This is a genomic window from Chitinivibrionales bacterium (genome assembly GCA_014728215.1).
GTDB lineage: Bacteria > Fibrobacterota > Chitinivibrionia > Chitinivibrionales > WJKA01 > WJKA01.
The window spans coordinates 14,293-28,714 of record WJLZ01000184.1; the positions used below are offsets into that span (position 1 = coordinate 14,293).

General features: G+C 48.2%; 9 protein-coding genes. 6 read left to right on the forward strand and 3 right to left on the reverse strand.

What is annotated here, in order from left to right; all coding sequences use genetic code 11:
- Positions 1-64: 64 nt before the first annotated feature.
- The 3 genes from GF401_16030 to GF401_16040 all read right to left on the reverse strand — a co-directional run bounded on the left by GF401_16030 (position 65) and on the right by GF401_16040 (position 6,317).
- Positions 65-2,101: a hypothetical protein gene (locus tag GF401_16030; GenBank protein MBD3346564.1), complete on the reverse strand. Its 2,037-nt coding sequence runs from the start codon at positions 2,099-2,101 to the stop codon at positions 65-67.
- Between the two features lie 14 nt (positions 2,102-2,115).
- The gene (locus GF401_16035) at positions 2,116-4,599 is read right to left on the reverse strand and encodes a hypothetical protein (protein MBD3346565.1); all 2,484 of its coding nucleotides are present in this window, start codon (positions 4,597-4,599) and stop codon (positions 2,116-2,118) included.
- A gap of 128 nt (positions 4,600-4,727) precedes the next feature.
- Positions 4,728-6,317 carry a hypothetical protein gene (locus GF401_16040; GenBank protein ID MBD3346566.1) on the reverse strand — a complete coding sequence of 530 codons (1,590 nt, stop codon included), beginning with the start codon at positions 6,315-6,317 and terminating at the stop codon, positions 4,728-4,730.
- Between the two features lie 90 nt (positions 6,318-6,407).
- Between GF401_16040 and GF401_16045 the strand changes: the two genes are divergently transcribed.
- The 6 genes from GF401_16045 (at position 6,408) to GF401_16070 (ending at position 14,419) form a co-directional block, all read left to right on the forward strand.
- Positions 6,408-7,388 carry a PEGA domain-containing protein gene (locus GF401_16045; protein MBD3346567.1) on the forward strand — a complete coding sequence of 327 codons (981 nt, stop codon included), beginning with the start codon at positions 6,408-6,410 and terminating at the stop codon, positions 7,386-7,388.
- Between the two features lie 198 nt (positions 7,389-7,586).
- Positions 7,587-8,153: a sigma-70 family RNA polymerase sigma factor gene (locus tag GF401_16050; protein MBD3346568.1), complete on the forward strand. Its 567-nt coding sequence runs from the start codon at positions 7,587-7,589 to the stop codon at positions 8,151-8,153.
- Positions 8,153-10,159, forward strand: a complete 2,007-nt coding sequence (locus GF401_16055; protein ID MBD3346569.1) for a PEGA domain-containing protein — start codon at positions 8,153-8,155, stop codon at positions 10,157-10,159. Before GF401_16050 ends, GF401_16055 begins: the two co-directional genes overlap by 1 nt.
- A gap of 620 nt (positions 10,160-10,779) precedes the next feature.
- The gene (locus GF401_16060) at positions 10,780-12,561 is read left to right on the forward strand and encodes an ABC transporter substrate-binding protein (GenBank protein MBD3346570.1); all 1,782 of its coding nucleotides are present in this window, start codon (positions 10,780-10,782) and stop codon (positions 12,559-12,561) included.
- Positions 12,562-12,569: 8 nt separating this feature from the next.
- Positions 12,570-13,589: an ABC transporter permease subunit gene (locus GF401_16065; GenBank protein MBD3346571.1), complete on the forward strand. Its 1,020-nt coding sequence runs from the start codon at positions 12,570-12,572 to the stop codon at positions 13,587-13,589.
- Entirely contained in the window at positions 13,586-14,419 is an 834-nt protein-coding gene (locus GF401_16070) for an ABC transporter permease subunit (GenBank protein MBD3346572.1), read from the forward strand. Before GF401_16065 ends, GF401_16070 begins: the two co-directional genes overlap by 4 nt.
- The last annotated feature ends 3 nt before the right edge of the window (positions 14,420-14,422 follow it).

Below are 14,422 nucleotides of genomic sequence, written 5' to 3' on the forward strand. Positions count from 1 at the left end.
GCGTTCACTTTCAGACAGGCTGACAATTCTGCAACAGGTTAAAGTGGGCGTTGAGGATTATGATTTAATTCAGAAAAGAAAAGCTCTGCCTGTATGAGCGATCGCCAATATGAATATGTGCGAAATACATGCCCGAAGAAAGCTCTGAGCCGTCAACAGTTGCACAATATCTGCCCGCCTGTCTGACTGTTGGAGGGAATGGCGTTGCGATGCTCTTTCCTTCCAGATCAAAAAGCCACGCGCCACTGTGCTGCTGTATTCCATGCACATTCATTATCATCGTAATTCTATTGCCGGCCCGGTGCATTATTGGCTGAGTAAATTTTTCATCCGGCGGCAAAATCGTAGATTTTTTATCAATACCAACATCATCATCAACCTCGAAACTGCTATAGAAGTCCGGCATATTTCCTGTTAATACAAGGAGATACAGCATCTTGAGTATGTCGCAGAAATAATCGGTTCCCCAATTCACACCGGTTTCGCACATCGGAAGCTCCACAAGCCGGGCGTATAATGTATCCAGCCACTGCCGGTCTTCATCGACCATAGCGGCGACAGCAATCGAGCCGACAAATCCTGCCAGATTCATTGTGTCTTCTGTGCCTAAATGCGGATTAGGTGAGCCGTTCCATGATGTTTCGCGTCCATCGAGCGTGTAATGGGAGCAGATTTTTGACGGATCGCCGTTGCATTTTTCTTTGAAAAACCGGGAGATACGGGCGGTATTTGTTTGCGCGTAGTCGCTGTTTGTTGTCCCGTGAAGGAGATAATCATAGCCCAGGCGCCAGGGAAACCGGCAGGCGTCCCACCAGAAACTGTTGTAATCCATTGCCCATTCGCCGGGACTCTGCTCGCCGCCTTCGTAGCTGCACCAGTTGGGAAGCAGCCCTGTATGCATATCGAATTCACTGTTGTAGGTTTCATCGCTGTTGAAATAGTAATCGACAATCGTGCTGTAGGTATGCCCTGCGATATCACCCCATCGGGAGAGGCCGGTCAGGGTTTCGAACTGCTTGAATACGGCCGGAGCAAAATAGCTGGGATTGCCGATATCCCAACTGTCACCGGGGCGGACATCGTTGTTGTCGCTGATTTCATGCTGCAAAACACTGGAAGTCAAACCGGTGGCTTGATCGAAATAATTAATAGAGCCGCTGCTTCCCCACTGACGGTGTGCGGCAAAAAGCGCATGAGCGGCATCGATATCGGCATCGGTAGCAGCACCGCCCGGAAAATGCATAGTCCCATCGCTGTAAATCCGCCAGGTCATCAGGTTGTTCTCGTTTTTATACCGGCAGTAGTAGTTCCATAAACCATCGAAATAGCCCTGCGTATCGTTGGAATCGTTGTGCATATACACCATGATTATCATGCCGTAGGCGATGCCTTCACTCACCGTATCGTGTGTATTGCTGTCCCCTGTTTCGATACGCTGGACCCGGTATTCACCTGACCGGCACCCTTGCTGCGTAAGATATTTCTCTTTCCACATCCTGAACCAATCCATGCAATGACGGTTCATCTGTGACTGAGTGAAATTCGAGGGTTTGATTCCGAAAGGATATCGGGATGCGGTTGGAAAACTGCAGTCCTTTTCGGGAAGGCCTGTTGTATCGGGTTCGGGTACAAATTCTTTAATAACAACATTGTCTAAAGCAACCATACCGGATATCTTTCCCATATTAAAATCTAAGCGGCAGGAATGGGCGTTACCGTTCTGCGTAGAAAATGCAACGGAACAGGTCATCTTTGAGGGGGTTATCGGCACACTGATATCGCCTGAAACCCCGGGCCCGATTGAAACGACAATCGTTTTATCGGTATCCGCATAAGCATCAAAGGTCAATTCATAGTTTTTGCCGTCACTCAATGTAATGCCGCTCTGCATGAGCTGCACCGCCCACTCTTCCTGCTGAGCTGTGCTGATATCGATCCGGTATTCGCCATCGACAACCCGGCCGTCAGCGACATTCCGATAATCACCAAACGTCCACTGCGTATCGCCCGATGAAAAATCACCGTTGCTGATGATCGTCCGGCCAATACAGACTGCTATAAATGCCGCAAGCAGCAATGCTGCTGGAGTGTGCAATTTCATGAGAACTCCGGAATTTAATGATTGTAGTTATATGTTTTCCTGATCGTTTTCTGTTTGGATGCCGTGTACGAGATAACATATAATCCTTTGGAATGACCTGCTAAGGACAATGATGTTTTTTCACCGTCTGCAGTCTGCCGCAGAACCAACCGCCCCCTTGTATCGTGGACAGTAATGGTGCCGTTTTGCCTGATATGGTCTCCGGCCGGATCGAGTACCAGATGGCCGTTATCATTCGAATGAATTGCCATGCCGGAGCCGAAAAATGCGACCGGCTTACCGTGCTGTGCCGCCAGGGGTGCTGTATTGAGAATGTGGTTCAGGGTGGAAACGGCCAGAAGATACCACGCATTGTGCGGAAGCCACTGTTCGACCCATCGCCAGTTCTCGGAATTACTTTCTTCCCAGGGCATCCAGGCAATATCGCCGCCTCCCATGGTATCGGAGGTTATGCCGTTACAGATACCGCCCTCTACATTCGAAATGGCATATCCCGGTTTGCCGGCATAATGGGGATAATTATTATTACCGAAACCATACATCATGCAGACATCAAAGGGATTGCCGCCTAATATCCAGTTGAATTGAGAAAGCGCAAGGTCCGAGACTGAATCGGTTATCGATATCTGAAATGATGAATCGAGTGCTCGTGCCGAAGACATAAAGGCTGCGGACAGCGATGCTATCCGTGCATTTTCGCCCTGCCACCAGTAGCCGGTTTCATTGACATGGGGTTGAAAAAACGACGTGGTGAATTCAACCGCGCCGGTGAATTCACCGTAGACCTCAAATTCGTAGAGCGAATAACCTCCCCACAGATAGGATTTCTGCCGGCCATACATCCGTACATACCGTGCCTGCCGTGGCGGATCGATCGTGATGATATCGACACCGCCGTCTCCTGCGGTCTCATGGTAAGTATCGTCCCATGTTGTGCCGTCGGTGGACAATTGCACACGATACTCAGTGCCATACGCGGCTTCCCATCGGAGAATAACGGTTTGGATTTCACAGGCACTCTCAAGATCGACCTGCAGCCACGCGCTGTAATCCGGGGAATCGAACGGCTCCCCGCTTGACCACCGGGAGTTCACCGCATCGGAATCAAAAGCATTCTGCGGAAGATTCGGCAACTGGCTCGAAGAGGCTTCCGAGGGCTTTCCGGCAGCGAGATTGTTGCCGCTGCCCGTGCTTCCGTTGTAATGAGCATACTGCAGCTTGACATAATTGAACGGATTGGCACTTTCGTGGGTTATTTTTAAATACCAGTCGATACTTTTTTGCAGGAGCGCATGAATTGCATCTTTCTTCGATGTGTCGATTGTCAGGAACTCAATCAGTGCGATCACCGGAAGGCCTTCTTCCGCCGCATGATAATAGGGACGCCGCCCCTGAGAATCGGACCGGAACCAGCCTTCATCACTCAGTCGAGCGACAAGATTGTCGGCACGCCCGCGGGCATCAATCTTATATGAACCATCTCCGGTAGCCTTGTACAATTCAGTCGCAGCCATAAGCGCGCAGTAATCATCGATTATGTTTTCTTCACCATTATCACAGTAGCTGAGATTATTGTCTTTTAAATGAGCATAAGCCTTTTCCGCACCGACAAGGTAGTCATCGGAAGAATATTCACCGTCGATTTCCAATGCCGCGGCTTTAGCAAGCGCTGCAATCGCCATTCCCCCGCCTTCACGAAAAGCAGCATGCCAATCATTTGTCTTGAATCCCGACCAGTTGTATTCGGGTATCGAAGGGTCCGGGTTGTATTTCCAGGTGCATATTTCCCGGTTGATGTCCCATCCCCACCGGTCGAAAATGATCATATAAAAGTAACCGTCGGGGTCCAATATCCTGAGAAGATAATCGGCGCCATAGGCCGCTTCGGAAAGAATGGAATTATCGAAATCATTTTTGTTGAGTTCCCACGACCGAAGCAGAGACCATACGACCATGGGAATCTGCTGAGGAGTCATGTAATTTGAGAATGCCAGATGGGAAAGATATTTACCCATATCCCCGGTGGCGTCGTTCCATCCGCCGTGAACATCCCTGGGTGAAGCATTATCATTAAAAAAAGGAACGCTTCTATCGTCAAAAGTATTTCGCATGCCTCTGAAAAAATCGACATTTGCCTGGGCGGTTGTTTCAAACAGTACGTTATCCCGGATACGAAATTCGGCTGACTGCTCTCCCCCGCATTCAATATGATAGATTCCGGGTTCGCAAAGATCTGAAAATATGCCTTTTCTGAAATAGCGTCCCGGCCACTCATCAACCGAAACATTGTTTTCCAGCGTGCCCGAATAGGCACTGTTGCCGTGGGTATCGACTATATCAAACGATGTCCGGGTAATCGGCGATGAACTTTCGACCACAAAGGATTTAGGGCCGATCGATTCATAGCCGAGGTGATTGTAATGAAGGGCATTTGACTGAAAGGGAATTGCAAGAGCACACGCAGCCGGCAGTACTAGTTTGAGAGTGCGAAATTTCATTCACTGTCCTTGTACCGATCATGGGGAATGTTTCATATAGATATTTAGTATCGGTTTTAAGGACGTGAGTTCGAAATGAAGATTTGAGAAGTAGTATTAAGGGGTCTTTTTGATGCTGTCGACATGATTTAAGGCAAATATTCCCGATACCCGACAACAATCCCCTCATCCCGCTGAAGCCGCATGATTTCACCGGCATCCTCAAGGGAATAGTTATCATTTGCATGATCCACATACAGGGGATCATGCGCGAGTACCGGGAATTGAAGGTATGTCGAATCGGCAAAAATGCCCTGTTTGTTTCCATACAGGTTGGAATTCAAAATCGCAAACAATTCTCCGGAAAAAGCCGTGGTTTCCCGATAGATACCCCACCCGTTTTCATGCCAGGTAACAAGCGAATTAGCGATCCTGACCGGCCTCCGCGGTTCGTCAAGATAGATCCCGTTCTGGCCATTGTGAGAAATTGTGCAGAAAGCGATATCGAGCTCGGAGGTGAGCCCATGGATACCGTTCAGACGATTATGCACGATCAACGAATTATGGAACCGCACACGATTGGATCCATCACCGGATGAGACATTTACCCCATGACCGCCGTTATGATAAATCCGGCAATCCCGTATTTCGGCATCGCTGTCGACAATATCGATCCCATGCTGTGCACCGTGCGTAAAAATGCATCGAGTGATAATGATCGCTTTGCAGTTACTGCTGATCCGCAAACTGCTTTTGTCGCTTCCGGTAAAAACGAATCCGTCAATTTTAATATAATCGGCATCACTGACAGTAATTGTTGATGTTTTAAAGATGGTTTTTCCCGGTTCCGCTGCTCGCAATACAATCGTATTCCCTTCAGTGCCGGAGGTGTTGATTGTAAATTCGGTTGAAAAGGTATCCGGGGATAAGACCACAACCTGTCCCGGCTGGATATTTATTATTCGATCGAGCAGCGTATCGGCATTGTCGATAACGGTGCAATCGCATACTGTCGACCTGTCAAGAAGCTGCAGATTATATTTTCCGACATCGGCATTGTGCAGATACATCCACTCGTTATAGGGCTTGATGGAGTCCTGATTGATTGCCACCGGTGTATCCGAATAGCGCAGGGCATTCTCGAATCGCAAAGAAAGCGCTGAGGATGTTGAATCGAGTACTGTAGCGATGGAATCTTTATATGAAGCGGCAAAAACTTTATCCGTCGGGCATTCATCACCTGCCGCGGCAAACAACGATACTACCCGCAGCGATTCCAGGCTTGCCCGGGATTGAAGTGCTTTTGCCTGGGAATCAGCATCAAACAATACAAGAGATTTCAGGCTGTCCAGTGTATGGAGAGAAAACAGCGGATCGCATCCGCTCAGCGACGAATTGATATTTTTAAAACTGTCGTTGACTGCTGCAATGGAATCGTTTTGAATCCTGATTCCATCATTTATCGCGCTAATTGAATCATTGGCAGACGTGACGGCTGCCAGTGTACTGTCGATCTGGAGAGCATCTCCGGCAATTGCGCTGAGTGTATTCAGGGTCGAATCGATTGCCGGACGGGTACTTTCCCTGATTTCCTGAAGAAGCTCTTTGGGGCAGCCGTTTGCAGGATCCCATGGATTGTCCCTTTCCACGCAAAAGAGCGTGGAGAGAAGACAGACAAGGACCCATCGTTTCCATCGAGTGGACCGGGATTTCTTATATTTATTGAAACTGATTTTCATTATATACCAAATATACCAAAATAACACGCTGTCCCTGTCGGCATCAAAAAAAGTTTTTCCGGCATGTCAGCGTATATTTTAGTATAATATATGACAAACATGTACACTCAAGGCAAAATTTTTCTTCCTTTCTTTAATTCTTTTCTGTTCCCTGTTATTGCAGGGGGATTCCTTTTTGCTTGCCCCGAAGCTGTTAATGCCGGGGAGTGTGAAAAAGACAAACGCCTGCTATTTTTGAATGTCGACTCATCGGTTGAACAGAATATTGATGTTCATTTCGGCATTAAGCTCCTTGAAGAGCTTCGTGCGCCGCTTCAGGAAATAGAATATTGCATAAAACAGGCACCCGATTTGCTGACAGAACCCGATTCGGCATACAGCGACGATTTCCTTTTATACTTAACCGCAGCCTGCACCGAAAATTTTGATGATCACGATTCATCATCCAGGCGCAATTGCGCAATCAATGCCGGATTGCTTGGCAAAGGAGAGCGCTCCGATCAGGCTTTTGAGCAGGCCCGTGATCGTCCACTGGTGAGAATGCCCTTTGTTTCCTCTGATTCCAGCACATTTTATGAAGTACTGGCACAGAAAATTGTCGAGAATCTTCGTACTCAGTACCTCTGCCATCTTCATATCGAATCGGAGCCTTCGGGCGCACAGGTCGGCGCGCGATCGGGACTTTCGGCAACAACACCGCTGGAATGGGTGGTACCTGTTGGTGAAATTACAATACATGCCACAAAAGAAAAGTACGCACCACTTACAAAAAACATACAATTAAGCCATCCGGGCAACCACACCTATGTTCTGCAGATGAAAAAGCCGCCATTCTTTCGCTCTCCCTTTTTCTACTCATCCCTTGCACTCGGCACGGCATCACTGGCAGCATTTGCCTACAGTCAGTATCAATATCGTGAAAAATACCAGGCTCTCGGAAGGCCGGATCGGGAATCGAATCCTGATCTATTCGAGCAGACATACCATAGAGCTGAAACAGCGGAAAAGGCGGCACAGATAGGCCTGGGGTTTGCAGCAATGTCATTAAGTATTTCATTTTTCATAAGATAGGGAAGAAATGGAGTGATGGAGCGACGCACTGAGTTTATCGAAGCGTCATGTGTTTACGAATCGTGCGCTCGTGACTTCGTGAGTTCGTACGCTCACTCCATTCCTCCACTCTTCCCTGAACCTTTTTCCATTTATTACCACTAATTTTATTTGTGGGGTAAACTGGAGTCGGGAAACTTTAGCAGAGGCAGTTGTACTATGAAAGCAGTGCTTGAGCCGGCTGAAGAGCTCCTGCAGGAATGCAGGGCCGGTAATCAATTGGCGTTCAAAGAGTTATTTCATATGTTCAAGTCGTATGCGTATAACTTGATCTACAAAATAACCGGAAACAAAGGGGATCACGAAGACCTTTTGCAGGAAACTTTTTTTCAGACGTATGTGTCGCTGAAAACCTTTAATGGGGATTCATCCTTTAAAACCTGGTTTCACCGCCTGATTATCCATGTGTGTACGCGGCAGTGGCGGTACCAGAAAGCTGAAAAGAGGATTTCCGCCAAAGATACGGTTGCCATGGAGGATGTTGAATTCCTGCTGACTTCAAAGGAGCCGCATTTCGAAAAACAGATGGAATTGAAAGATCTTATCGATCGTTCACTCGATCAACTTGATCATAAACTTCGTATTCCGCTTATATTAAGTGTATACTCTGAAATGGATCTTGCGGAGATCGGCGCAATTATGGGGATACCCGAAGGAACGGTAAAATCCCGCCTGTTCTCTGCTCGAAAAAAGATAAGGGACTATTTAGATAAACTGGAAACGTAATGAACGACAAAAACGGAAAACTTTCATGGTTCGAGTCTCAGTTGCGCAGCGATGTGGATGATTCCCATATCGACTATGATGCAATTGAGCGCAAATTAGCGGAACGGCTCGCCAAGACCGACTCTCTTGGTGAACTGGCCTCGCTGAAGCTTCATGAGGAGCCATCCGATGAACTATTCGACCGGGTTGAGGAAAAGTTATTCAAACGTATCCAGGAGCACCGGGAGTACGAAGAACCTGTCGATGAATGCATAAATACCGAAAATGCACCGTCACCTGCCCGATGGGAACGAATCGAAGAGAAACTCGATGAAACACTGCAGCCTCTTTCACAGCTTCCCGACTGGGAGCAGGCGCTTAAAGCAGACATTATCCTTACCCAGGGAAAATGGGAAGTAATCGAAGACCGGCTTTTTACCCGGATTCAACGTGAAGAAAGAATACAAGAACTCGCTGCACAGCCTTTCTGGCATGTTATACTTCCCTTTATGCACCTTACCGGAAAAATTGGTGCAGGAATAGCAACGTTTGTCCTGGCCGGTGCAATTGCCCTGGGCATGCTCTGGTACAATAACAGCAATTCGCCTGTCACAACCTATGTCTATCAGGCACAGGGCACATCAGCCAATAATTACGAGACCGGACGTGTGGATCAAACCAGGCTTACGTCCCATACCGATGGCATGATCGGCCTTACGAACATGCACGGGTTTATCGAGCTGTATAACGGTTCCGGAGTAAATATTGTTCAGACATCCCGCCGCAAGGCACACTATGAAGTAAATCTTTCGGAATCAATCGACGGCATTACCAGTGGCGGGAAAGCCCGTTTTTTCGTAAACAAATCAGAGGAACGGAACCGTTTTCTGGTCGCCACCAGCGATTATTCGATCGAAGTAACAGGCACTTATTTCAGTGTCGAACCCGGTATCGAAGGCCGCGTTACGACCCATGTGTATGAGGGAAGCCTCACCATTCACTCCGATGTCTTTGGAGAAAAGTCGCTCGGTGCCGGGCAGAGTCTTATTTATAATCACAGGAGCGGAAAGTATGTTGTCAAGGATGGCGGAACGATTATTCCCCGCTATGACATACAAAACACGCCGGCAGCAGAAATACTCGATAATTTTGCAACAATCGATATCCGAAGCAGGGGTATCGATGCCGAGGTTCGTATCGATGGCCGGTATTACGGGACCACACCTCTTGTTGTGCTCCAACCCCTGGGAACCCATACAATCAGGCTGAGTCATGATGATTACCTGACAATGGATACCACGGTCAATTGCACGAAAGAATCGGGTATTCTCGCTGTCGATGCCGCAATCATGAAACGTCCTTTGGCCCAGGCTCCGGACAAAAAATCCAGATTGCAGGCTCCGATACAAGCAAAGAGCACTGTTTCATCACAAACATCTTCACCCGGGAAATCGGTGGTAACGAGCAACAGCAAAAGCGATCAGATTTATAAAAATGCCAAGCAGGCGCTTCGACGAAACAACTGGAAACGAGCGATCGAGCATTACCGGATGGTTGCCGAAATGCCGGAAGTATCACGCCTTCGTAAAGAAGATGCCCTTTTCTCGATTGCAAAAATCTATGCAGACCATGCAAAAGATTTTGCCGCTGCCAGAGAAGCGTTCCTCTCCTACCTTGCCTTGTACTCCGATGGCTACTTTGTGGGAGAATCGTGGCTCCGTCTTGCCGAACTCGAATTTGAAATTGACAAAGAAAAGGCGCTGGAGTATTATCATAAATATTTTCAGAAATTCCCTCATCACCATCGGATAGCAGAAATACAGTACCGTGTGGGTCTTATCTACCTTCAGCAGGACCGGTACGAATCTGCGATCGATATGTTCAATCAGGCCCTGACAAATGTGGTCTACACCAATAAAGAGCTGGTGAAAAGTATCTATGCCAACCTCTACCGCGCCCTCAAAGAAAGCGGTGACATGGCCGGAGCTGAGTTTATCAGGGAGCAGCACTTGAGTAAGGCGGAGTAGGGAGAGTGAGCTGAAGGTCAGAAGTCGAAGGTCGACAGATTTATGATTCCGGAAGGGGCTGGGCGCCCCTTAAAACCCAGCTATGAAAATGCTTTTCCTGATAGCCCAACCCCCCGGGCTCTGCCCGCCCCCCCATACTTGGGGGTCACAAGAACGTACAAAACCATACATTACATTACGGAAAATGCGGGTCAAAATGCGGGTCGGACCACGCAAAACCGCATTTCCTCCCTCCAATCGCCACTTTCGCCATTTTCTAATCGCTTAAGCATTCCTTAGAGCCCTGTTTTGCCCCCCATTTAGTGGGTTTTAAGAAAATAACCATGCGCCAAATGGTCTTTTTAAACGCTTTAACAGGTTCAACGATTCATTTGCAAACATACTATCCCCCCTCAATACAGTCTGTTTTAAAATTCCCCCTATGCGCTCCGGCGCATAGATATAATCAAGCATTTTCCATAGAAGGGATCCAAAGGGATGGAATCCCTTTCCACATGCTATTAATAGTGCTCCAAACTATCTATTAATCCCCTCCATTTTCCATTCATTTCGAACCATTCCTGAAATAGTACCACTAATATTACTTACACCCAAATTGTATTAACGATAAGGAGCAGTGTATGCACCCCCTTTTCAAGGAGAATGATACATCCAGCCGGATTGTTTCTCTGGTCACTATTCTTGTAACGGCCTGTGCGCTTTTTATGGCCGGATGTTCCTCAGGTGACCAGGATGTCACCCGGTTCCCGCGTAACCAGACACTGTATGTCGGTGGTTTTCAGTGGGGCCCGCCCACAACGTTCAATCCCCTGGACGGGATTCCAGCATGGCCCATGACCGGCAATATGAACCTTGTCTACGAAACACTCTTTGGCTACAATCAGCTCACCGGGCAACTGGAAGGTATCATCGGTAAAGAATATCGTCTGGAAGACACCTCACTATACGTAACCTTGAATGAAAATGCAGCATGGCAGGACGGCACTCCGCTTACTGTCGATGATGTTATCTACACATTCCAAATTCATAAAAATTACAACACCCACCTTCATTCACACTGGAAATATCTCGATGGTATACGAAAAACCGGTGACAACGAAATCGAATTTATCCTCAGTAAAGAAAACTACAACCGGTTTATTGTCCTCGATATCATTTCGGTGACACCGATCATACCTAAAAAGGTTTTTGAGCCCCTGGAGACCAAAGGTACCGAGGACATGAGCAGCGATCAGATCCTTACAAAAATCAGGAAATTCAGAAACGACAGCCTTCCTCTGGGATCCGGGCCCTATACGCTCTATGCCTATTCGGACCGGAAAATTGTTCTTAAGCGGGTCGATAGTTACTGGGGCAATGTGCTTTACGAAGCCAGACAAGCGGCGCCGACCTATATAATTCATCTCTCATTCACCGACAACGACAAATTCAACCTTGCGCTCCAGCAGGGCGATCTCGACATTTCGCAGACATTCTGCCCGCAAATATGGAACAAATTCAACAAGGGCGTCAAAACATGGTATCCCGAACAGCCATACTATGTTCCGGCAATAATTCCCTGCCTTCTTATGGGCATGACCAAGGCTCCTTTTGATGATGTTGCTTTTCGCAGGGCCTGTGCTCATGCGATCGACTATGAAAAAATTAAAATTGTTGCCATGTATGGCTACTCACCCGACCTTCAGCCCGGATTCATTCTTCCTTTCGGCGCCGAAAAACCGTATTATTCAACCGAAGATGCAGAAAAATACGGTGCTGCTTTCAATACCCAAAAGGCTCGGGAAATTCTGAAAGAGGCGGGGTATTCCTGGGGCGAGGACAGTCTTTTAATCGATCCTTCGGGCAACAAAATCCGCACGCTCAATGCTACCTGTCCCAGCGGCTGGACAGACTGGGAGACCACCGTTAAAATAGCGGTAACCGGGCTCCGGGATATCGGTGTCGATGTTCGCGAGAGATTTTTGGAATATCCGATCTGGGATAAAAACCTCAAAAACGGGCTGTTCGATTTTACCATGCGGACCCCGCACCCGGAACTGTCGCCTTCGTGCCCATGGATACGTTTTGAAAAAGTGATGTCATCCAGGCACTGGGCTCCGGTGGGTCAGGTTATGTACGAAAATGAGGGCCGCTATAAAAACGCCGCCGCGGATTCGCTTCTTTTAGCACTTCCGGAGTTGAGCGATGATGCCGCTATTAAAGAAGCTTATCATGAATTGAACCGGCTTTTCATGCAGGAGATGCCGGCTATTCCCCTGATGTACCGTCCGTGGCATTTTTATCAGTTCAGCACGAAACACTGGGAAAATTTTCCTACCAGCGATGACCCCTATGCACCGCCGCAATGTCTGATGGTTGGTGCGGGTGTGAAAGCACTCTGGCAACTGGATCCGCAAAAGTGAATACCGGTATGACATTATCACCCCGTTCTCGCTATATGTTCCGTCGTGTCGGATGGTACTCTCTGACCCTGTTCGTGGCACTGTTTCTCAATTTCATGCTTCCACGGCTCGGGCCTGCCAATCCGATTGACACGATCATGACCAAACTGAGCAGTCCCGGAATGGATTCGCAGGCATATCTACGGATTTACAAATCATATGTGCAGGAATTCAGCCTTGACAAGCCGATTTCCATGCAGTTTTTCACCTATGTTGGAAAATTTCTCAAAGGCGATCTGGGAGTATCCTTTACCAAGTACCCGCTCAGAGTAAACGAGATTATCGTCAATGCTCTTCCCTGGACCCTTGCACTTCAAATTCCAGCCTTGCTTCTGGGGTGGATTGTCGGGAATGTTCTGGGAGCACTTGCAGCCTATAAACGGGGCCTTTTTGACAAGGGGCTCTACCCGCTTGCGCTGTTTTTCAGCTCGATCCCCTATTTCTGTTTTGCGATCGTTCTGGTTTTTGTTTTTGCAATTCAGCTTCAATGGTTCCCTGCCATGGGCGCCTATGGCAATGATATGCTCCCGAGCTTCTCCTTTGCTTTCTTCGGAAGTGTTCTCACTCATTACACGCTTCCCTTTCTTTCGCTGTTCCTTATTCTTGTAGGCGGACAGGCGATCGGTATGCGGTCGATGGCGATTTACGAACTGGGCACCGATTATGTGGGATATGCAAAGATGCTGGGTATCGGCGAAGGGACTATTGTCCGCTATGTTTTTCGCAATGCCATGCTCCCCCAGCTTACCGGTCTGGCGCTGTCGCTGGGTATGATGGTAGGTGGTGCGCTCATCACGGAAATTGTGTTTTCCTATCCGGGTATCGGACTAACCCTTTTTACTGCTATAAGAGAGAGCGATTACCCGGTGATTCAGGGGTGTACGCTTCTTTTGACACTGTGTGTTCTGGCGGCGAATTTCGGGATAGATATTCTCATCGGCATTTTAGACCCGCGAATCAAAGCGGCACAGGAGGCGGGTAACGCATGAAACAGTTCAAAGCACTCCTTACATCCCCCGCTTTTCTTATCGGTACGAGCCTTTTTGTCCTATGCCTGTTTCTTTCCATTGCCTATCCTTTGATAACGTCAACCGACCCCTTTGCCCGGGTTGGATATCCTTTCGAGCAGCCATCATTGAAATACTGGCTTGGCACCAATGCCGAAGGCCAGGATATGCTGGCACAGATTTTGTTCGGTCTGAGAGCTTCGATGTTCGTCGGCATTACAGCCGGTTTGATTGCAACGATACTTGGAACGCTTATCGGCATCACCGGTGGTTACAGCGGAGGACTTCTTGACAATATACTGACAATGGCAACGAATCTGCTCCTGGTGATCCCCTCGCTTATTATTCTTATTCTTATCACCACCAGTATCGAAAAACGATCCCTGGTGCTCGTTGCGCTGATTATCGGCGCCACGACCTGGACCTGGACCGCCCGTGCGGTCCGTGCTCAGGCGGCAAGCCTCAAAAACCGCGAACATGTCCATCTTGCAAAGCTTAACGGTGCAGGCACCCTGTCGATCCTTATCCTGCAGATTCTTCCCTATATGCTTTCCTACGTGTTTATGGCATTTGTCATGCAGATGGCTACCGGGATACTCAGTGAAGCTGCGATCAGTATGCTCGGGCTTGGCCCCTATGATACAGTGACGCTTGGCCAGATTCTTCATTATGCACAACGAACCGAAGCTTTGATCAACGGAAACTGGTGGGCATTCCTTCCCGCCACAATCATGGTAACGGTCATCGCATTCTCGCTCTATCTTGTAAACACCGCCATGGAAGGCATTTTCAATCCGCGGTTGAGGAAATAGCAC